Here is a 20,930-nt window from a genome sequence, read left to right on the forward strand (position 1 = left end):
CAGACGAGGAACACCATGAGCCGCACCATCCTCGACGTGCACGTGTTGCAGACCGTGCCGCCCAGCAACATCAACCGCGACGACACCGGCGCCCCCAAGACGGCCGTCTACGGCGGCGTCCGCCGCTCCCGGGTCTCCAGCCAGGCCTGGAAGCGCGCCACCCGCCTGGCCTTCGACGCCCTGCTCGACCCGCAGGAGCTGGGCACCCGTACCAAGCGCGTCGCCGAGCTGGTCGCCTACCGCATCCGTGAGATCGACCCCTCGATCGAGGAGGCCGAGGCGCTGGCCCTGGCCGCCGAGACCGTCCAGGTCGCCACCGGCTCCAAGATCGAGGTGCCCAAGCGCAAGGCCGACGCCGCCAAGAAGAACGGCACCAGGGAACCCGCCCCCGAGTCCGCCTACCTGATGTTCCTCAGCGCCCGCCAGCGTGACGGGCTCGCCGAACTCGCGGTGGAGGGCCGCGAGGACATCAAGGCCTTCCTCAAGGAGAAGGACAACAAGGCCCGCGCCAAGGCGGTGGCCGACACCCGCCACTCGGTGGACATCGCCCTGTTCGGCCGCATGGTCGCCGACGGAGCCGACGTCAACGTGGACGCCGCCGCCCAGGTCGCGCACGCCCTCAGCGTGCACGCCGTGGAGAACGAGTCCGACTACTACACGGCCGTGGACGACCGGAACCCCGAGGAGGAGACCGGCGCGGGCATGATCGGCACCGTCGAGTTCAACTCCGCCACCCTGTACCGCTACGCCGCCGTGGACGTGGACCTGCTCCGCAGGAACCTGGGGGAGGGGCTGCGCGAGGACGAGCCGGTCACCGAACCGCTGCGCCGCGCCGTGGAGGCGTTCGTGCGCGGGTTCGTGGAGTCGATGCCCACCGGCAAGGTCAACACCTTCGGCAACCACACCCTGCCCGACGCGGTCGTGGTGAAGCTGCGCGGCGCGCGCCCGATCAGCTTCGTGGGGGCCTTCGAGGAGCCGGTGGAGGCGGGCACGGGGCACGTCGCCCAGGCCAGCGCGCGCCTGGCCGAGTACGTGCCGCAGGTGGAGCGGGCGTTCGGCGCGGCCGACGACGTCGACACCTGGGTGGTGAGGGTGGGGGAGCGCACCGCCAAGCTCTCCGGCCTGGGCGAGGAGGTCACCCTCCCCGAACTGGTCGAGCGGGTCGGCGCGGCCGTCGCCCAGCGCCAGGCGCCGCGGGCATGAGTGCGGTGAGCGTTCTGCCCCTGGTGCTGGCGGGCCACCTCCAGGCCTGGGGCTCCGCCTCCCGGTTCGCCCGCCGGGGCACGGAGAACGCCCCCACCAAGAGCGGCGTGCTCGGGCTGCTGGCCGCCGCCCTCGGCCGGGAGCGCACCGCCGACCTGTCCGACCTGGCCGCGCTGCGCTTCGGCGTGCGGGTGGACCAGCCCGGAATCCGCGTGCGCGACTACCAGACCGCCAAACACCTGGACACGGACACCTCCATGCCGGTGTCGGAGCGCTTCTACCTGTCCGACGCCGTGTTCGTCGCGGCGGTGGAGGGCGAACGGGACATGATCGCCGAGCTGTACCGGGCGGTCCGCGAACCCGTCTACCTGCCCTACCTCGGCAGGCGCTCGTGCCCGCCCTCCCGCCCGCTCGACCTGGGCGAGCCCCAGGAGGGGCGCGTCGAGGACGTCCTGGCGGGGCGGCCCTGGCAGGCCGCCGACTGGTACCAGCGGCGCACCGGGCGCCGCCAGGGCGCGGTGATCGCGCTGACCACGCTGGTGGACGCGGAGCCCGGCGACGGCCGGGCGGACTCGCTGCGCGACCTGCCGCTGAGCTTCGATCCGGCGCACCGGCGCTACGCCCTGCGCGCGGTGCGCTCCGGTTCGGTGGACGTGCCGAACCCGTTCGCCCGGCACCGGCCGGTTCCCGACCACGATCCCATGGCCGCCCTGGGAGGAAACTGATGTACCTCACCCGATTCCGGTTCAACACCCACCGCCCCGGAGCGAGGAAGCTGCTGTCCTCGCCGCAGGCCCTGCACGCGGCCGTGATGGGCTCCTACGCGAACCTGCTGCCCAGCGATACCGGCGGCCCACGGGTGCTGTGGCGGGTGGACCGCAACGCCCGCGCGGAGGTGTTCCTGTACGTGGTGGGCCCGGACCGGCCCGACCTGACCCACGTGGTGGAACAGGCCGGGTGGCCGACCGACCCCGCGAACACGTGGCAGACGCACGAGTACACGGGGTTCCTGAAGAGGCTGGAGGCCGGGCAGACGTGGGCGTTCCGGCTCACCGCGAACCCCGTGCACAGCATCCGCCGAAAAGACGGCGAGCCCACCAAGCCCACCGCGCACGTCACCCCGCGCCACCAGGCGGGGTGGCTGCTCCAGCGCCAGGAGCGGTGCGGCTTCGAGGTCGTGCGCAAGCCCGTCGAACAGCAGCTCATCCCGGGCGAGGACGAGCACGAGCTGGTCGTGCACGACCGCGACGCGCGCGGCTTCGACAAGGCGGACCCGCGCCCGGACCGGCGGGGCAAGCGGATGCGGGTGCCCGTGGTCACTGCGACCTTCGACGGCAGGCTGACCGTCACCGACCCCGACGCGCTGCGCCGCACGTTGTGCGCCGGACTCGGCCGGGCCAAGGCCTACGGCTGCGGGCTGATGACCCTGGCACCGGTGGGGTGAGGGATGAAGACCGTGGGGAAGCGCAGGACCTCTGGCCCGCGCGAGCTGACCAGGGTGGGCGACCGGTTGTCGTTCCTGTACCTGGAGCGGTGCGTCGTGCACCGCGACTCCAACGCCATCACCGCCGAGGACGGGGACGGGACGCGCTACCTGCCGTCCGCGACCATCGGCACGCTGCTGCTGGGGCCGGGGACGAACGTGACCCACTCGGCGATGAGCCTGCTCGGTGAGTGCGGGGCGACGGTGGTGTGGGTGGGGGAGCACGGGGTGCGCTACTACGCGGCCGGGCGTGCGCTCACCCGTTCCTCCCGGCTGGTGGAGGCGCAGGCGACGGCGTGGGCGAACCGGCGGAGCAGGCTCGACGTGGCGCGGGCGATGTACCGGATGCGGTTCCCGGACCTGGACGTGGAGGCGCTGAGCCGCCAGGCGCTGCTGGGCAAGGAGGGCGACCGGGTCAAGGCGTGCTACCGGGAGCAGGCGGCGCGGACCGGTGTGACCTGGCGCGGTCGGCGGTACGTGCCGGGGGACCACGACGTCTCGGATCCGCCGAACAAGGCGATCACCGCGGCGGCGCAGTGCTTCTACGGGGTCGCGCACGCGGTGACGGCCGCGCTCGGGTGCAGCCCCGGGCTGGGGTTCGTGCACTCGGGGCACGAGCGCGGGTTCGTGATGGACGTGGCCGATCTGTACAAGGTGGAGATCGGGATTCCGGTGGCCTTCGACGCCGCGGCGCAGGGTGAGGAGGACGTGGACGGTGTGACGCGCAGGCTGCTGCGGGACCGGATCAACGAGGAGGGGCTGCTGGAGAGGTGCGTGCGCGATATCAAGGAGCTGCTGCTCGGCGGCGGGGCGGACGGGTCTGGCGGGGCCGAGGGCGAAGGCACGAACGACGACGTGGCGGACACGGTCGGGCTGGTGGGCGACCGGGGTGAGCTGCTGGAGTCGGGCTACAGCTACGCCGACGAGGTGGTCTGGTGACGGTTGTCGTGCTCACGAACTGTCCGGCCGGGCTGCGCGGTTTCCTGCCCCGGTGGCTCATGGAGATCTCGGCGGGGGTGTTCATCGGCAACCCGTCGCGCCGGATCCGGGAGGCGCTGTGGGCGGAGGTGAAGGAGTACGCGGGGAACGGGAGGGCGTTGCTGGCGTACAGCGACGACTCCGAGCAGGGGTTCACCTTCCAAACCTTCGAGCACCACTGGGAGCCGGTGGACCACGAAGGGCTGACCCTGATGCACCGTCCGAAGAAGGCGGTGGAGGAGAACAGGAGGCCGCCGAAGAGCGGGTGGAGCAAGGCGTCGAAGAGGCGGCGCTTTGGTGGGAGGTGAGTTCTTTGGGGGTTTTGGGGTCGGTGGGGTGTGTGTCCGTCTCTGAAGAAGTTGGAAAAACGGCTGCTTGCCACTGGTAAGTTCGCAGGTCGTTGACTGTGCTCCCCGCGCACGCGGGGATGGTCCCGCGGAGAACGTCACCGGCAGCGGTCTGACCTGGTGCTCCCCGCGCACGCGGGGATGGTCCCGACGATACGAGGCAGGTCACCCATCGGTGGGCGTGCTCCCCGCGCACGCGGGGATGGTCCCCTCCCTGGTCGATGCCGAGCGCGTTCGCGCGGGTGCTCCCCGCGCACGCGGGGATGGTCCCGAAGCCCCCGGTGGTGGGTTACCTCTGTCGAGGTGCTCCCCGCGCACGCGGGGATGGTCCGGGGTCTCCCACAGCGGCCACACCATCGCCGTGGTGCTCCCCGCGCACGCGGGGATGGTCCCGCACCCAGGAAGACCCGGTGACCCAGAACAGCGTGCTCCCCGCGCACGCGGGGATGGTCCCGCTCAGCGCGGCGAAGAGCGCGTCAACGAGGTGTGCTCCCCGCGCACGCGGGGATGGTCCCCCCCTCTCGGGCCTGGCCGTAGTCAGAGATCGTGCTCCCCGCGCACGCGGGGATGGTCCCCACCGCCAGGAGCACGTCGCCGTCGAGGAGGAGTGCTCCCCGCGCACGCGGGGATGGTCCCGCGCCTCGTGTGAGGAGTGCGGCGCGGAGATGGTGCTCCCCGCGCACGCGGGGATGGTCCCAGCGCGTCCGCCGGGTCCGCCCTCGATTTGGGGTGCTCCCCGCGCACGCGGGGATGGTCCCGTCGACATCCTGGAGACCAAGCGCGTCGACTGGTGCTCCCCGCGCACGCGGGGATGGTCCCCGGCCACCACGGTGGAGGGTGAAGCTGTTCCCGTGCTCCCCGCGCACGCGGGGATGGTCCCATGGCCGGGCACTGGCCCAATGCGCTCACCGGGTGCTCCCCGCGCACGCGGGGATGGTCCCGGAGAGCACGCATGAGCAGCATCACGGACCTGGTGCTCCCCGCCCGCGCGGGGATGGTCCCACGTTCGTGCTCGCCGTCGCGGTGGCGTTGCGGTGCTCCCCGCGCACGCGGGGATGGTCCCAGCGGGGCCAGCGCTTCAGCGGGGCCGACGTGGTGCTCCCCGCCCGCGCGGGGATGGCCCCGGGAACGATACGGCGGGGTCGCCCGGCACCTGGTGCTCCCTGCGCACGTGGGAATGGTCCCTTCGGAATCTAATATTTGGAAGTGGAACTCAGGTGCTCCCCGCGCACGCGGGGATGGTCCCGCCACCGCGCGGAGGCCGCAGCATGATCGACAGGGCTCCCCGCGCACGTGGGGATGGTCCAAGACCAGACGGGGAGAAAACGTCATGAGCGCGATGCCCACGGAACCTGGAAGCGGCCCCGGAGTCGGTCACGACCTCAGCGGATACGTGCTCGTTCCTGCAAGATGGGTCGAACACTACGAACGACTTCTCGAAGAGCACGAGGACGCCGAGGCCGCCCAGATCTTGGCAGACGTCAGAGCAGGTCGGGAACAGGTCTTCACTCATGACGAGGTGTGGGGAAACGACGATTGAGCCGCAGGTACGAGCTTCAGTACACCCACACGGCACGCAAGGGCATCAAGAACCTCGATGGCTCTGTCCGTAAACGGGTTCGTCAGGCGATTGAGGCACTCGTAGACGATCCTCGACCGAGTGGATGCGTTCAGATCAAGGGCAACCCCGGGATGTGGCGTATCCGTGTCGGTGATTACCGCATTCGCTACGGGGTCGATGATGGTGTCCTTGTCGTCCTGGTACTCAAGGTCGCTCCCCGGGGCGGGTTTTACGACGACCTGTAGCTTGCGTTAGCGACGTGGAGGGGTGCTCCCCGCGCACGCGGGGATGGTCCCCGAGCCGAAACCGATAGTCTTCTGATTCGAATGTGCTCCCCGCGCACGCGGGGATGGTCCGGGGTGACCCCCAGGCCCACCACAGGCAGCGTCAGGCGCTCTCCTCGCTCAGGGTGCCGCCGAAGCTCCTGCGCCGTTCCGCGTAGGTGTTGACGGCGCGCACCAGGTGGGGTCGGTCGAAGTCGGGCCAGAGGGCGTCCTCGAAGACGAGTTCGGCGTAGGCGGTGTGCCAGGGCAGGAAGTTGCTGGTGCGCTGCTCGCCAGCGGTTCTGATCAGGAGGTCCACGTCGGGCAGGGTGGGATCGTAGAGGTACCCGGCGAGGTCGGACTCCGTCATGCGCGTCGGGTCCAGCCGCCCCGAGAGTGCCTCGGCCGCCGCGTGTTTGACCGCGTCCACCATCTCCTGGCGGCCTCCGTAGTCCAGGCAGAACGTGAACGTCACCCCGCTGTTGTCCGACGTCAGCTCCTCGGCCCACTCCAGCCGTTCGCGGAGCGCCGCCTCGACCCTGGTGCGGCGGCCGTACCAGCGCATCCGGACGCCCCGGGCGTGCAGGCGCCCGGTGATCCCCGTGACGCGCCGGGCGAACACCTTGAACAAGGAGGACACCTCTTCGGGAGAGCGCGACCAGTTCTCGGTGGAGAAGGCGAAGGTGGTCACGTACCTGATGCCCAGGTCCCCGGCGGCGTCCACCAGGCGGTACATCGCCTCCTCCCCGGCCATGTGCCCTTCCACCGCGGCCAGTCCGAGCGCCCCGGCCCACCGCCGGTTACCGTCCATGATCACGGCCACGTGCTCGGGGACCGAGGTGGGAGGGCCCCCGGGCTCGGCAGGCGGGGCGGGCGACTGCCGTTGCCGCGTCCCGGAGGCGACCGGCAGGACCTCGACGGGTGTCCCCCGGGTTTGTGACAACCGGGCGGGAACGGCTGTTCGCGGTGGAGCGTCCGACCGGACCGCCGGGAGGTACTCGCACTCGTCCAGGCCCGTTCGCAGCCCGGCCAGCATGGAGGCGAGGAAGGGGCGGCTGGAAGGGTGCGCGGCATCGACCACCTCCTGCCCCCGCTCCAGAAGGCCGCGCGCCCGTCGCACCTGCAGGGCGATCAGTTCCCGACATGCGTCCGTGCCGAGCGCGCCGATCAGGCCATTCGCGTCCAGGCCGAACCGCTCCAGGTCCTGGCGGGGCAGGTAGCAGCGGCCCTGTTCGAGGTCCTCGGGCAGATCGTTGAGGATGTCGATGTACTGGAAGACCTCGCCCAGCAGCGACATGAGTTCCGGGGTGTCCTCCCGGACCGGTTCCAACACGGTGCCGAACAGCTCCGCGACGGTGCCGCTCATACCGCGCAGGTAGCGGCGCAGGTCGGCGAAGTCGGGAAAGTCGGGCGGTCGGCGGCTGTCCTGTTCGAGTGTGGTGAGGAGCTCCTCCAGCACCGGCACGGGCATGTCCCACGCCCGCACCGTGTGGACCACGGCGCGCTGGACCGGCGGCAGGCGAACGGGTGCGCCGGGTCCGTCGGCCAGCGCGGCCAGGATCTCGGCGCGGAACCGGGCCAGGGCCGGCCCGCGCTCGGAGACCTCCCCTTCGTCGGCCAGCCGATCAGCCCATATCCCGAAGGCGGCCAGTGCGTGCGCGTAGGGGCGCTTGTGGGCGGGCAGCAGATCGACGACCCGGGGAGAGACGTAGTCCGCACCCGTGTGGATCCTGCGGCAGACCTCGAAGGCGCGCGCCAGGCCGGTGTCGGCGCCCCGCTCCGCGATCAGCGAAGGACCCGTCCTCGTGTACCCGCTCATCGCCGTTCCTCCTCGGCGGCCCAGGGAGGGCGCCCTCGCTTCCGCGAACCGTTTGCAGCGAGGGGATCCGCCTGAGCCCGCACTCCGACGAACACCAAGGGGATTTGAATGATCACGACGAGTAGCATAGTGGTTTTCGTGGCGACGAGGGCCTGCTCGCCTCGATCACCGACGCCACCGGCGTGGTGCGGAAGGCCGCCCGCGACGGCGACCAGGTCTTCGTTCTGACGGTGCCCGGCGGCACCGGGGAGGGAACGCGACCTCCTGCGACCACGGTGAGCCCGGCGGCAGGCGGGAAAGGGTGCTCTCCGCGTGCGGGGACGGCCCACCATCCGATGGGCCACTCTGCCTGGTGGCCGCCTGGTTCCGCCCGGGGCCAAGGGAAAAGCCCCCGCGCGACGAGGTGTCGCGCGGGGGCTCCCGCGTCTCGCCGGACCGTCGTGGATCCCCCGAACCGCCGGTCCGGCGCGGGCCGTGCGCGCTCACCCCCGAGAGCCGCAGGCCCGACACCCGCGCCGCGTCACCCGGGCCGTACGGCCGTGGAGGCCGTCCCCGTGGCCCGCGGAGCGCGCAGGTGCACACCCACCTGTCTACCCGTCCGACGGCGGGTAAACATCGTCCATCCCGGCCTCGGCAGGGAGCTCGGTATGGCCAGACCTCCTCAGGTGGGGACGGCGCCGCTGAGGAACACCGCGTCGTCTCCTCCGGGTTCGACCGCGACTCGACGCACGCGGGCCAGTGCTCCGAGTACGCCCGCGAACGGATCGGCGTCATCCTGGAACGCGCGACCGAGCGCGGCGAGCCGGTCCCCGACGCCGAAGCGGTGGTCGACCACGTGGTCGCGCCCATGATGTACCGGATTCTGGTGCTCCCCGCGCACGCGGGGATGGTCCCGCCGCCGGGCCTCCTCGAAGGGGGCGCTGGTCGTGCTCCCCGCGCACGCGGGGATGGGCCCTGGGAACACGGCTGACGCCTTCCCCAAGCCTCAGGGGCAGGACTCGTCATCCACGGACGCGCTTCCGGCTGCGGCGTCGTAGCACTGGCTGACCGGCGGTATCCCGGAGACACCCGGCACGAAATCGGGGTCTCCGAAGGTGAGCGGGCCCCGCTCGGGAGCACCCGGGAAGGTGAGGACGATCCTGTCGCCGACCGAGGCCGGTCCGGGGACTTCCTCCGGCTCGATCGGGCCCTCAGGAGTGGGGACCGTGAACAGCTCAGACACGGAGACGCCGTGGTCCTCGACCAGGTTTCCGACGAGCACGGTGAAACGCACCCCCTCGGGGACCTCCTCCACGGAGCTCACGGAGAGATGGAAGAGCGTCTCGTACGAGTCAGGGGTGGCCTGGAAGGTCGGCATGCCGTTCGGCGAGGTGATCACCTCCGCCAGCCATTCGGCGTTGGTGCCGAAGGGCGTCGGCTCCGGCATCACCCATTCCGTGTCGAGTCCCTCCGTGCCTTCCTCTCCCGAACCCCTTTCCTCCTGCGGCCCTCCCGCCCCTGAACCCTCTTCCGCGCCCTCCACGCCTGTACTCTCCCCGGTTCCCCCGGTCTCACCACCGTCTGGCGAGAGCGTTCGGGCCGCCAGGAACCCACCGCCCACCGCGCCCAGCAGCAGGACGGCGGCGCCAGTCACCACCAGGGCCTTGGGCACCCGGCGAGGCGGAGCGGGCGGCCGCACGGCACGCACACCCCGCCACTCCCGGTCCAGGAGGGCCCCCACCGCGTTCGACAGCCCTGACCCGTTCAGCGGAACGTCCTGCTCCTGCCGCCCCGGCCGTGGCCCCTGTCCCCGGCCCAGAGCGACCAAGGCGTGGGCGGCTTGGGCCGCCGTGGGGCGCTGGCACGGGTCAGGATCCAACGCGGCGGTCACCAGTGGCAGCAGCGGGCCGGGCACTCCGGCCAGGTCCGGCGACTGGTCGAGCACCCGGGAGGGGAGAGAGTCCGTGGAACCCGAACCGAAGGGCGCGCGGCCGGTGGCGGCGTAGGCCACCAGAGCGCCCCAGGCGAACATGTCGGCGGGCGGCGCGGCCGACGCCCCGCGCAGTACCTCCGGGGCGATCCATCCGGGGGTGCCCACCAGGCCGCCGGTGCGGGTCAGCGCGGTTTCGTCGAGGGCGCGGGCGATACCGAAGTCCAGCATCTTGGGGCCCTCGGGGGCGAGCATGACGTTGCCGGGTTTGAGGTCGCGGTGCACGATCCCGGCCGTGTGCACGGCGTTCAGGGCCTCGGCGACCCCGGCGGCCAGCCCGAGGAGAAGGTCGGGCGGGAGTGGTCCGTGCTGTCTGACGTGCGCGGACAACGACAACCCGGGCACGAGCTCGGTGACCAGCCACGGCCCGTGCTCGTCCTGGCCGGAGCCCAGGAACTCCGGAACCGATCGGCTGCGGACCCGGCTGAGGAGGCGGATCTCGCGGGTGAACCGGGCATGGAAGTCCGGATCCTCGGTGAGTTCCTCCCGGATGACCTTGACCGCCGCGTAGCCGCTTCGCGCGCGTCCGCCGGGGCGCAGCCCCGCGTACACGGTGCCCATGCCGCCGGTGCCGACCCTGCCGACGATGCGGAACCCGCCCAGGGTCTCGGGGTCGTCCGGACGCAGCGGAGTGAACCCGGGATGCGTTCCCGGCCTCGGCCCGGGGCGGGAGTCCGGTCCCGAACCCGGTCCCGTTCCCGGCTCCGTTCCCGGTACCCGTCCTGTTTCCGGGTGCGGGCCCGAACCCGGCGCCGGACCCGGGCCTGCGGGTCTGTCGTCGCGTGGGTGTGATCCGCCGGGTCCGGGTCCGTGGCCGCGGTGCTCACTCACTCGGGCGCTCCTCCGGGCAGGGCACGAACTCCTCGTCGGTCATGTCGACCGGCGGGTACGGGTGCCAGTTCATGTAACACGCGTAGGCGCCGCGCACGGTGTCCTCGTTCCCGCCGAGCGCCGTGGGGGCGGGCAGGTAGGCGAGCAGCCCGCTCTCGGGCGCCTCCGGGAAACGCACTTCGAACTCCGCGCCGGGAGTCTCCCGGCTGACGGTGGCCAGCACCTCGTCGGGAACCGCGACGTGGGCGGGCCGCCCGTCGGCGGTGGGGTCCCTGGGGAGCGGATCCAGCCCCTCGCCGACCTCAAGGAGGGTGATGTCGCCCGATCGCAGCGTGAACTCACCGTTGTCCGCCACGTACTCGACCTCGCCGAACACCATGATCCCGGTCTGGGCGGCGGTGTCGGAGTAGACGGTCTCCACCCGGACGGTCGCCACCGCGTACTCGGCGCGTTCGACACCTTCGGGCAGAGCAGGGTCGGCCCCGTCGAACCCGGGGGTGATCCCGAGCCCTCCGGAGTCGTCCGCGTGCACGGTGAACAGCCCGTTCCCGGAGATCTCCACCGCGATCTCGCCGCCGGCGCCAGCGTTCGAGACCTCACCCGAACCCTCTCCGGGGCCGCCCCCGTTCTCGCCGCTCCCGCCGCCGGACCCTTCCGTTCCCCCGGCGACATCGGTTCCGTCAGCACCCGAGCCGGTGCCGCCCGGGCCGAACCGGACGCCCAGGAACCAGCCGCCTCCGGTCACCAGCAGCACGGCGGCGGCCGCCGCCGCGACCAGCGTCCAGCGGCGCTTCCCCCGCTCCCGCGCGGCCGACCGGTCCGAGGGCTGACCGGTTTCCGGAGGCGGGGCGAGGGAGCGGCGCGGGGCGGTCATGGTGGGCGGCGGCGGTGCCTCCCAGCCGTCCCGGAGCACCCGGGTGACCAGGGCGGTCGCCTCTTGCGCCGGACTCGTGCCGCCGATGCCCGTGAGCTGCGCCCCGAGTAGCTCGGACAGCGCCTGGTCCACGGTCGGCCGCCGTGCGGGGTCGCCCCCGGTGGCGGCGGTGACCAGCGGCAACAGGTCATCGGGGACCCCGGCCAGGTCCGGTTGGCCCTCCAGTACCCGCACCGCCACGGTCTCGGCGGAACCGGTCCCGAACGGGTTTCTCCCGGTGGCGGCGAAGGCGACCAGGGCGCCCCAGGCGAACACGTCGGCCGACGGGCTCGGCTGGCCACCGCGCAGCAGCTCCGGGGCCACCCAGCCGGGGGTGCCGAACAGCCCTCCGGTGCGGGTGATGGCGGTCTCCGCGAGGGCGCGGGCGATGCCGAAGTCGAGGACCTTGGGGCCGTCCGCCGCGAGTACCACGTTGCCGGGCTTGAGGTCGCGGTGCACGATCCCGGCCGTGTGGATCGCCCGCAGCGCCTCGCTCACCCCGGTGGCGAAGGCCCGCAGACTGGTGTCGGTCAGCGGGCCGTGTTCGCGCACGTGCTGGCGCAGGGTGGGCCCGGCGACGTACTCGGTGGCCAACCAGGGTTGGGCGGCGTCGGTGTCGCTGTCCAGGAAACGCGGCACGCAGGGGCTGGACACGCGCCGGACGAGGTCGGCCTCGCGGCGGAACCGGGCACGGAAGTCGGGGTCGGCGGCGAGGTCACCGTGGACGAGCTTGATCGCCACCAGGCCGCCGGAGGCGCCCCGACCGGCGTAGACGGTGCCCATACCGCCCGCGCCGAGGCGGCCCACGGTCCGGTATCCGCCGACGGAACCGGGGTCGCGGGGCCGTAGGGGTGGGAAGGTCTGGGCGGACCGGGAGGGGCGGGAGGGCGGTTCAGGAGAGGTCATGTGCGTTCCGAGTGGCGCAGGGGGATTCAGGATCGCAGGTGGGGGACACATGCGGTCGGTTCTGACCATAACCGGTCACGTCGACGGCGGGCCGGGCCGCCTCACCGATCGCCAGCGGCGCCCTCGGCCTGGGAGCCGGGCCGGACGCACAGCACCCCTGAAGGCATGGGCGCTCCTCGGGGTGCTGTGCGTGTGCGGCTGTCGCGGGAACGGCCCGGAGGGTCAGCGCTGTGTGCCGCCGGATGCGCCACCGCCGGGCGGGGCCACATGGAGCCCTGCGGCGTCTCCGTGGGGGGGCCTGTTCGGGGTTCCCGCGGAGGTTCGGGCCGAGCTCCAGGCTAGGAGATCGGACCCGGCTGCGGGCCGGGGCCGGCGGGCTGCGGAGCGCCGAAGGTCTGCATCCGCTCCCGGACCAGCCGGGTGCGGTGCGAGGCGCGCCGGACTCCGGTGACGATGAGGACGACCACCCCGGCGATGAAGCTCAACGGGCCGAGGACGACCAGGAACAGGGCACCGGTAACGAGCTTGGCCTCGGAGGACGCGGTCTGTTCGAGCGTGCCGATCCCGTAGGTGCCCGAGTGGATGTCGTCGCAGCGAAGGACGTACTCACCGGGTTCGGGTGTGGACAGCTCGGCGGTGAGCCGCCAGCTGTCGTAGGCCGTGCCGCTGTAGGAGTGCGGCGCCGTGTCCAGGTTGTCGTTTCCGGACCCGGGGCCCGAGGGTGTGTCGAGTTCGCAGGCGAAACGGTTGGCGTCGCCCTCGACGTACAGCCCCCAGTGGCCCTCCTGCCCCTCCTCGACCTGGAAGGCGGCGCTGCTGCCGCCCTCGAACTCGGCGATGAACTCGGGCTCCGCGGTCGCGGAGAGGAGAAGACCGAGGAAGACGAGGAAGGAGGTCATCGCGCCGATCGGGATGGTGAGCCCGCCGATCCAGTACCAGCGTGCACGGGGGCGCAGTTCCTTCCCGTCGATGACGGGCACGGGCGGGAGCGGAGCCTGCGGGTACTGGAACTGGGCCTGAGGATACGGAGCCTGCGGGTACGGGCCCGGGGGGTACACGGGGGCCTGTGCGTCGGAGGCCTGGGGGTGTGGATACGGGGCGCCGGGGACGGGCTGAGGAGCCTGGTTCGCCTGCGCGGGGGGTTCGTTCCGGGTGGGCTCGTGTGGCGGGGGAGAGGGAAGTGGCATGGCTGACATTTTGTCAGTCGTGCGTAGCTGCCGGTGACGGGATTCCAGCTCCAGCGCTGGGACGTTCAGGCGGGTCCTGGATTGGTGGAGGTGTTCCTGACCCACACCAGAATCCGACCACGAACCCAGTGATCAACCCTCACTGGGTTGCCGCCTTGCCAGCGGTGGATGGGGGGTTCAAGTCCCCTCGCTGACTCTCGTATGGTCTGACCTGGGTGAACCCGTGAAGCACGGGCAGCCGCACGCGGCTGGAGAGCTTGACGAGGTATCGCCTGTGGCTGCCGGACGCATCCGCCGAGGCCCGCGCAACCTGGCCGCAGGATCCCTGAGAACCCACGTCGGCTCCCTCGTGCTCCACCTGTCCTCTGAGGGAAAGAGCGACACCACTGTCACGGTGTACGCCGACGCTGACGAGAGCGCTGAGATGTTGCGTTTTGAGCCCGTGCGCGACGGGGGAGCTCGCGGGGCGGGCCTACCTCCGATCCTGGTCGGTACGGCTTCGCGCGGGCAGCGGCATGACGATCAGGTCATGGAGTGCTGCGCCTGAGGACGGGCGTGGGGGTGCTGACAGTGATGGCTGGTGCTGCTGTCAGCGCTTCCGGCAGCCCTCTTTGGAGCTCTTGAGGAGTGAGATGTCAGTGCGGAGCCCGTGTGTTCGTTGTGTGAGGATGGACTTGGACTGAGCAGGAGCCGAGTGGTCGGCGCGCCTCCAACGTAGATTGCGGCGAGATAACGGGCTGCGTTTTCGCAGGTCGTTAAGCGTGAGCCCCGCGCACGCGGGGATGGACCGTCGAACACCCCCGGCTGGGGCGGTTGGTAGGAGTGAGCCCCGCGCACGCGGGGATGGACCGCCGCTACCACCAGCAACAACACAACGAAGGAAGTGAGCCCCGCGTACGCGGGGATGGACCGCCGTTCGAGCACGCTGCCGGACACCAGGAGCAGTGAGCCCCGCGCACGCGGGGATGGACCGGGGGCCGTTGATGTCCAGCGGGGTCGGCTGGAGTGAGCCCCGCGCACGCGGGGATGGACCGCAGCAGGCCCCCGAACGGGAGCACCGGCCCTCGTGAGCCCCGCGCACGCGGGGATGGACCGGCCGCGACCGCAGCCCCCGCCTCCGACCAGGCGTGAGCCCCGCGCACGCGGGGATGGACCGCGTGTGGAGACCGCGATCGTCATCGGCGTCAAGTGAGCCCCGCGCACGCGGGGATGGACCGTCCGACCCGTGCGAGTCCAAGATCCACGTCTCGTGAGCCCCGCGCACGCGGGGATGGACCGGCCGTCGAACAACTCTTCTCCCTGAGCGGGAGGTGAGCCCCGCGCACGCGGGGATGGACCGGCGGGGCGGGCGGCCCCGTGCAGGCCCTCCTGGTGAGCCCCGCGCACGCGGGGATGGACCGCGCCCTCCGATCGCGTTGGGCTTGACTCCGTCGTGAGCCCCGCGCACGCGGGGATGGACCGATCTCCCGGGCCTCGGTCCTCGCGCCCCGGATGTGAGCCCCGCGCACGCGGGGATGGACCGGAGACTGGCCCGCCAAAAATCACGCTGAGTGAGTGAGCCCCGCGCACGCGGGGATGGACCGTGCCACGGCCGGTCACCGGGCACCTGCCAACGGTGAGCCCCGCGCACGCGGGGATGGACCGAACGACAACACCGAGACCCCGCAGCAGCCCCAGTGAGCCCCGCGCACGCGGGGATGGACCGTGCGCCGCGACAAACCCCGCCAGATCGTCGACGTGAGCCCCGCGCACGCGGGGATGGACCGTCGAACTTCGCCGGGTCCACAACGAAGTGGTGGTGAGCCCCGCGCACGCGGGGATGAACCGATCGACCCCATCTACGCCGACCTCCGCGCTGGGTGAGCCCCGCGCACGCGGAGGTGCATTGTTTCGAGAACGGCCATGTAGCTACGCGGCGCCAGCCACGGGCGAGAACAGGGTGCCCTTGTCAGCGCATCGCCCATTCGCCGCTCTCGGAAATTCGGTCATGGTTAGGCCAAGGCGGACGCTGACAGCACCTGCCGCTCCCGCTGATAGCACTCTCGCCAACGCTGTCATCCCTGGCTGGAGCCTGTTTCCGGTGCTGTCAGCGGATAGCCGCTGAGAAGAGTCCGCCCGCCCCACCCCCGCATCCGCGCGCCTCGTGTCAGCTCCCCGCCAGCACCCCGCCCGCATTCCGCTCGCCGACCGTGAGCCCTCCGTGCGCCCGCCGTCAGCCGGGCTCCCTTTCGTGGACCGCGTCATCACCGACACGGCCCGCGAAGGGAACAGATCCATGACGACCGAACCGCTCAACCGCGCCGAGAGGGAGTTCCAGCTCCTCGACCTCGATGTCTCCGACCTCGCGGCGCAGCTCGTTCCCGCCGCCGACACCCCTCCCACCACCCTGGTCGAGCTGCGCGCCGCGCTCCTGGACCGCACCACCGACCACCGCTCGCGCGACGACGTCTGGCGGAGCCTGGTCGTGCGCGCCCGGAACCGCGAGGAGTGGATGGTCGCTGCGATCGGCTTCGCCATGCCCGCGCTGCGCACCTGCGCCCGCAGCCTGTGCCGGGGCCTGGACCCGCGCACCGTCGAGGAGGTGGAGGAGGAGCTCCTCGCGGGCTTCGTCCACGCCGTCCGGGAGGCCGACACCGCCTGGCACCGCCTGCACTGGGCGCTGCGCTGCCGCGCCCAGCGTGCGGGCCTTCGGGCCCGGACCGCCGCGCTGCGTCAGCCGCTCCTCATGGCCGAACCGCCCGTCACCGCCATCGTCCCTACGGGAACGCCGGACACGGTCCTCTGCCGGGCCGCCCGCCACGACGTGATCACCCCGGACGAGGCCGAGATCATCGGCCGCACCCGCCTGGAGGGCGTCTCCCTGGCCACGGTCGCCCGGGAGCGGGGCGTGCCGTACTGGCGCCTGGCCAAGCGCCGGGCCCGCGCCGAGGAGCGCCTGGCCGAGGCGATCCGCGCCCGCCAGCTCACCGACCGGGATGACCTGCTGCTCGTGGCCTGAGCCGCGGCCTGACCCGTGGCCCGACTCGTGATCCTGGCCCGTCGTGGTCTGAGCGTTGCGGCGGCTCCGCCCGCGTCACGGGCGGGCCGCCACGCGTCCCATCGACTCGTTTCCTCCCCCGCGCACGCGCCGCGGGGGAGCGGTCTCGGAAGGTGCGGGATGAGCATGTCGTGGTGTGTTCTGGCCGGGGCGGGACCGCTCCTGCTGTCCGCCTCGCCGACGGAACTGGTCCTGCCCGGGCTGCACGCCGCCCAGGGCGAGGACCCCTACCTGTACGCGGTGCACGCGGTGGAGGTGGTCAGGAGGATCACCCGGCTGGTGCAGCTGCTCGCCGTCTCCCTGGCCACGCTCTTCATCGCGGTCTCCGGGGTGCGCTGGATGGTGGCGGGCGGCGAGCCCGGGGAGATCGACAAGGCCAAGCGCGGCATCTACGGCGCCTGCATCGGCTACCTCGTCGCCCTGGTGGGCGAGGTGCTGCTGCTGGCCCTGGACTACGTCGTGAAGTACGAGCAGGACATCTGATGCCCCCGGCCGAACCGGAGGAGGGCGGGCAGGACCCCGCCGAGGTCTTCGACTGCGGGGTCCTGGAGGTCTCCTGCCACATCACCTCGTGGTTCCACGGCCTGGTCTCGGAGGTGGTCAACCCGCTCTTCGGGTGGATGGCGGCCAAGGCGTTCCACACCCCCGAACCCACGCCCGGGGTGACCGGTGTGTGGGAGGGCGTGTCGGCGGCGGTCAACACGGTCTACGCGCTGCTGATCCTGGCGGCCGGGCTGGTCATCATGGCCCACCACAGCCTCCAGGCCCAATACGGGGCGCGGGAGGTCCTGCCCCGCCTGGTGGTGGGGTTCGTCGCCTCGAACCTGTCGCTGGTCGTGGTGCGGCTGATGTCGGACTGGTCGACGGAGCTCGCCTGGGCCTTCGCCGCCGACGGGGTCAGCGCGGAGAGGGCGGCGCGGGCACTGACCGAGCGGGTGGGGCCCTTCCTGCTGGAGGCGACGGCGTTCGTCGTGCTGCTCCTGCTGGTGCTTGTGGTGCTGCTGGTGGTGTGGTCCCTGGTCGAGATCGTCCGGATCGTCATCGTGATCCTGCTGACGGTGGGCGCGCCGCTGATGCTGATGTTCCACGCGCTGCCGCAGACCAACCGGATCGCCGAACTGTGGTGGCGGGCGATGACGGCCGTGTGCGTGATCCCGATCGCCCAGGCGCTGGCCTTCGTGGCGCTGATGCGGGTGTTCTTCGAGGGGGACACCCAGGTGCTGTTCGGGGCCGCGCAGATCCTGAGCGGGGACGCCAACCTCTTCGACCTGTTCCTGCTCCTGGTCCTGGTCTACGTCCAGATCCGCATCCCGTTCTGGACCTACAAGGCCGTGCTGTCGGGGCACCGGGGCAGGTCGCCGGTGGTGTCCGCGGTCAAGTCCCTGACCTGGGCGGCCGTGCTCACCACCGCGGCGTTCGCGACCGGTGGTACCGCGGCGGCGGGCACGGCGGCGACCGGGGCGGTGCGGGGGCGCCTGGGTTCGCTGCTGCGGACGGCCCACAACGCCGGGAACGTCCGCCGGGTCGGGGCCGTCCACCAGTCCGCCGCGATGCCGCGCCGCGTGCGGAACTGGAGGTTCGGCACCCCGAACGCCTCGACGCCGCCCACCCGGCACGGCCCCGCCGTCTCGCCGTCCGCGCCTTCGGGCGCGGGGGAGCAGGGCGGCCTGGTACGCACACCGCCCGCAGGGCCCGGGCCCCGGACCTCGGGGCCGCGACCGCCGATCCACCGCCCGGACGGAAGGCCAGCGCTGCGAACGGGAGCGAAGGCGCCGTGGACCGAGGGGGCCGACCAGGGCCGGTCGCGGAACCGCACGCCACCACGGACCGGACCGCTCGGCCCGAACCCACCGCACCATCCGCGCCGCGCACCCGCGCCCGGTCCCGGGACGAACCCGCCGTGGACCGACCACACCCGTCCCGTCGGCCGAACCCCGCCGCGGACCGCGCCGCACGCGGACACACCGCGCCACCACCCGCGTCCGGCACCGCCCCGGGCAGGCGGCAGCGCCCCGTACGAGCGCGCACGCGCACGTCCCGAACCACGGAGCTGGCCGCCGCGCGGCCGCGGAGCCGGAGCCCACCGCGGCGGGCCGCGCTGGCGATGGCGCTGGAACCCGTGGCGCACCTGACCACCACAGCAGAAGGGGAAACCGACCGTGGACCACGAGGACTCCGTCTGGCACGCCCGCATCCCGGCCGACATCGACCGGCCCGAACCCGTTCTGTGGAACCTCACCGCCCGCCAACTGCTCCTGCTCACGCCCGCCGCGCTCACCACCTGGGCGCTGTTCTCACCGCTGGCGGGTTCCCTGCCGCTGTGGGCCTCGGTCGCCGTCAGCGCGGCGGTGCTCGCCCTGTCCTGGGTGCTCGCGCTCGGCCGACGCGACGGGATCGGCCTGGACCGCCTCGCCGCGCTGTCCGTGCTCTGGCTGCTGCACGCCAAGCACCGCGCGCCCGCGACGCCGCGGGTCCGCCTGCCCCGGTGGGCGCCCAGGACCGCCCGGGGACCGCGCCTGGCACCGCTGAACCTGCCCGCCGCGGCGGTGCACGACGACGGCGCCGTCGACCTGGGACAGAGGTGCGCGGTGGTCCTGACCTGCTCCACTGTGCCCTTCCACCTGGCCTCCGGACAGGAGCAGGACCAGATCCTGGCCGACTTCGCCGCCTTCCTGGACTCCCTGACCGAGCCCGCCCAGTTCGTCGTCCAGCGCCGCCGGACGGACCTGGACGCGCACATACGCGGCACCCGCGACCGGGCCCGCTCGCTCCCGCATCCCAGGCTCAGGCGCGCGGCCCTGGCGCACGGGGCCTTCCTCGACGACCTCCAGCGCCGCCACCAGCTCGTCCACCACCGGGTGTTGCTGGTCCTGACCGCCGACGGCCCCGCCCTTGAGGCGGGAGAGGCACTGCTGTGGCGGGCGGAGGACGCCGTGTCCCAGCTCGCCGCCCTCGGTGTGCGCGCCCGCCTGTGCGACGGCGCCGCCGCCGAGCGCGTGCTGCGTGCCTCCCTGAACCCGGACTCGGGAACCCGTTCGCTGACCACCACGCAGGAGGAGCGATGACCGCGCACGGCCGACGGACCCCGGGCGGACCCGCCGTCCGCCTGTACCCGCGCCGCCTGGACCTGGACGGGCGCCTGGCCCAGACCATGATCGTCACCGGGTACCCGCACGACGTCCACGCCGGATGGGCCGACCCGCTGCTCACCTACCCCGGGCACGTCGACATCGCCGTCCACGTCGTCCCGGTCCCCGGACAGGTCGCCGCACACCGCCTGCGCCGACGCCGGGCCCGCCTGGAGTCGGCCTGGCGGACCGACGCCTCCCGTGGCGGCCTGGAGGACCCCCAGCGCGCGGCCGCGGCGCAGGACGCCGCCCTGTTGGCCGAACGCGTGGCCGGTGGGGAGGCCCGGCTGTTCCGGCTCGCGGTGTACCTGACGGTGCACGCCGCCACCCCGGAGGAGCTGGACGCCGAGGTGGGCCGCCTGTCCGCGCTGGCCGGTTCGATCCTGGTCGACCTGGCCCCGGCCACCTACCGGCCCCTGGCCGGGTGGATCGCCACCCTGCCGCTGGGCACCGACCCGGTGGGCGCGGCGCGGACCATGGACACCGACGCCGTCGCCGCGCTCATGCCGCTCTCCTCGCCCGACCTGGCCGCTGATCTGGGGGAGACCGCGGTCGTCTACGGGGAGAACGTCCACTCCGGCGGGCTGGTCGCCTGGGACCGGTTCAACGGCGACCTGGACAACGGCAACGCGGTCATCCTGGCCCGCAGCGGCAGCGGCAAGTCCTACCTGGCCAAGCTCGAACTCCTGCGCGCCCTGTACGCGGGGGTGCGGGCCAGCGTCATCGACCCCACCGACGAGTACGCCGCCATGGCCGACGCGGTGGGCGGCCAGCATGTGCGGCTGGGGCGGCCGGACGGGCGCCTCAACCCCTTCGACCTACCCGGAACCGGGGAACAGGCCTTCACCACCAGGGTCCTGTTCCTGCACACCCTGGTCTCGGTCATGGTCGGAGCCCTGGACGCGGCCGAGAGCGCCGCCCTGGACCGGGCAGTGCTGGCCACCTACGCCGAGCGCGGCATCACGCGCGACCCCGCCACCTGGAACCGCACGCCGCCGATCCTGGCCGACCTCGTCACCGTCCTGCGCGGCACCGGAGACGGGACCGACCACGGGAACGACCGCGCCCGGACCGCGCACCTGCTGGCCGACAAGCTGGCGCCCTTCACCGACGGCTCCCACCGGGGGCTGTTCGACGGCCCCAGCACCGCCGCGCTCACCGGCCACCTCACGGTCGTCTCGCTGCGCCACCTGCCCGACGAACTGCGCACCACCGGCCTCCTGCTGGTCCTGGACGCCCTGTGGTCCCAGGTCCCAGATCCGTGACAGCGCCCACCGCAGACCGAGGCTGATCACCATCGACGAG

At 72.5% G+C, this 20,930-nt stretch carries 17 protein-coding genes and 2 CRISPR repeat arrays; of the genes, 13 read left to right on the forward strand and 4 right to left on the reverse strand.

Annotated features, from left to right (window positions below; translation table 11 throughout):
• Positions 1-15 precede the first annotated feature (15 nt).
• The 7 genes from cas7e to EV372_RS20765 all read left to right on the forward strand — a co-directional run bounded on the left by cas7e (position 16) and on the right by EV372_RS20765 (position 5,817).
• Positions 16-1,203, forward strand: coding sequence for a type I-E CRISPR-associated protein Cas7/Cse4/CasC (cas7e, locus tag EV372_RS20735; protein WP_130397356.1), 1,188 nt, complete (start codon positions 16-18; stop codon positions 1,201-1,203).
• Entirely contained in the window at positions 1,200-1,928 is a 729-nt protein-coding gene (cas5e, locus tag EV372_RS20740; RefSeq protein WP_130397357.1) for a type I-E CRISPR-associated protein Cas5/CasD, read from the forward strand. The genes cas7e and cas5e overlap by 4 nt, the downstream gene beginning before the upstream one ends.
• The gene (cas6e, locus tag EV372_RS20745; RefSeq protein ID WP_130397358.1) at positions 1,928-2,647 is read left to right on the forward strand and encodes a type I-E CRISPR-associated protein Cas6/Cse3/CasE; all 720 of its coding nucleotides are present in this window, start codon (positions 1,928-1,930) and stop codon (positions 2,645-2,647) included. The genes cas5e and cas6e overlap by 1 nt, the downstream gene beginning before the upstream one ends.
• A 3-nt stretch (positions 2,648-2,650) precedes the next feature.
• Complete coding sequence (gene cas1e / locus EV372_RS20750; RefSeq protein WP_130397359.1) at positions 2,651-3,625, forward strand: type I-E CRISPR-associated endonuclease Cas1e; 975 nt, start codon at positions 2,651-2,653, stop codon at positions 3,623-3,625.
• On the forward strand, positions 3,622-3,972 hold the full coding sequence (gene cas2e / locus EV372_RS20755) for a type I-E CRISPR-associated endoribonuclease Cas2e (protein WP_130397360.1): 351 nt from the start codon (positions 3,622-3,624) through the stop codon (positions 3,970-3,972). The genes cas1e and cas2e overlap by 4 nt, the downstream gene beginning before the upstream one ends.
• A 98-nt stretch (positions 3,973-4,070) precedes the next feature.
• Positions 4,071-5,319: a CRISPR direct-repeat array (repeat unit 29 nt; unit sequence GTGCTCCCCGCGCACGCGGGGATGGTCCC).
• Between the two features lie 22 nt (positions 5,320-5,341).
• The gene (locus EV372_RS20760; protein WP_130397361.1) at positions 5,342-5,551 is read left to right on the forward strand and encodes a hypothetical protein; all 210 of its coding nucleotides are present in this window, start codon (positions 5,342-5,344) and stop codon (positions 5,549-5,551) included.
• A complete protein-coding gene (locus EV372_RS20765; RefSeq protein WP_486484013.1) occupies positions 5,533-5,817 on the forward strand; it encodes a type II toxin-antitoxin system RelE family toxin in 285 nt (94 codons plus the stop codon). Before EV372_RS20760 ends, EV372_RS20765 begins: the two co-directional genes overlap by 19 nt.
• 142 nt (positions 5,818-5,959) lie before the next feature.
• Here EV372_RS20765 and uppS read toward each other — a convergent pair whose 3' ends face one another.
• The gene (gene uppS / locus EV372_RS20770; RefSeq protein ID WP_130397363.1) at positions 5,960-7,654 is read right to left on the reverse strand and encodes a polyprenyl diphosphate synthase; all 1,695 of its coding nucleotides are present in this window, start codon (positions 7,652-7,654) and stop codon (positions 5,960-5,962) included.
• A 574-nt stretch (positions 7,655-8,228) separates the two neighbouring features.
• Between uppS and EV372_RS20775 the strand changes: the two genes are divergently transcribed.
• Positions 8,229-8,624, forward strand: coding sequence for a TetR-like C-terminal domain-containing protein (locus EV372_RS20775; RefSeq protein WP_130397364.1), 396 nt, complete (start codon positions 8,229-8,231; stop codon positions 8,622-8,624).
• 15 nt (positions 8,625-8,639) lie between these two features.
• Here EV372_RS20775 and EV372_RS20780 read toward each other — a convergent pair whose 3' ends face one another.
• From EV372_RS20780 to EV372_RS20790, 3 genes are all read right to left on the reverse strand, one after another.
• Positions 8,640-10,250 (reverse strand): serine/threonine-protein kinase, encoded by a 1,611-nt coding sequence (locus tag EV372_RS20780; RefSeq protein ID WP_130399025.1) that lies wholly within the window; start codon positions 10,248-10,250, stop codon positions 8,640-8,642.
• Positions 10,251-10,446: 196 nt separating this feature from the next.
• Positions 10,447-12,273, reverse strand: coding sequence for a serine/threonine-protein kinase (locus EV372_RS20785; protein WP_130397365.1), 1,827 nt, complete (start codon positions 12,271-12,273; stop codon positions 10,447-10,449).
• A 338-nt stretch (positions 12,274-12,611) separates the two neighbouring features.
• Positions 12,612-13,253, reverse strand: coding sequence for a hypothetical protein (locus EV372_RS20790; RefSeq protein WP_486484014.1), 642 nt, complete (start codon positions 13,251-13,253; stop codon positions 12,612-12,614).
• A gap of 968 nt (positions 13,254-14,221) precedes the next feature.
• Positions 14,222-15,348: a CRISPR direct-repeat array (repeat unit 29 nt; unit sequence GTGAGCCCCGCGCACGCGGGGATGGACCG).
• A 387-nt stretch (positions 15,349-15,735) separates the two neighbouring features.
• Here EV372_RS20790 and EV372_RS20795 point away from each other — a divergent pair.
• From EV372_RS20795 to EV372_RS20815, 5 genes are all read left to right on the forward strand, one after another.
• Positions 15,736-16,458, forward strand: coding sequence for a hypothetical protein (locus EV372_RS20795; RefSeq protein WP_130397367.1), 723 nt, complete (start codon positions 15,736-15,738; stop codon positions 16,456-16,458).
• A gap of 165 nt (positions 16,459-16,623) precedes the next feature.
• Positions 16,624-16,980, forward strand: coding sequence for a pilin (locus tag EV372_RS20800; protein WP_486484015.1), 357 nt, complete (start codon positions 16,624-16,626; stop codon positions 16,978-16,980).
• Entirely contained in the window at positions 16,980-18,629 is a 1,650-nt protein-coding gene (locus EV372_RS20805) for a TrbL/VirB6 family protein (RefSeq protein ID WP_130397369.1), read from the forward strand. The genes EV372_RS20800 and EV372_RS20805 overlap by 1 nt, the downstream gene beginning before the upstream one ends.
• Positions 18,630-18,656: 27 nt before the next feature.
• A complete protein-coding gene (locus EV372_RS20810) occupies positions 18,657-19,562 on the forward strand; it encodes a PrgI family mobile element protein (RefSeq protein ID WP_130397370.1) in 906 nt (301 codons plus the stop codon).
• Positions 19,559-20,890 (forward strand): VirB4 family type IV secretion system protein, encoded by a 1,332-nt coding sequence (locus EV372_RS20815; RefSeq protein WP_486484016.1) that lies wholly within the window; start codon positions 19,559-19,561, stop codon positions 20,888-20,890. Before EV372_RS20810 ends, EV372_RS20815 begins: the two co-directional genes overlap by 4 nt.
• Positions 20,891-20,930 lie beyond the last annotated feature (40 nt).

The sequence above is a fragment of the Nocardiopsis sp. CNZ308 genome, from assembly GCF_004217075.1.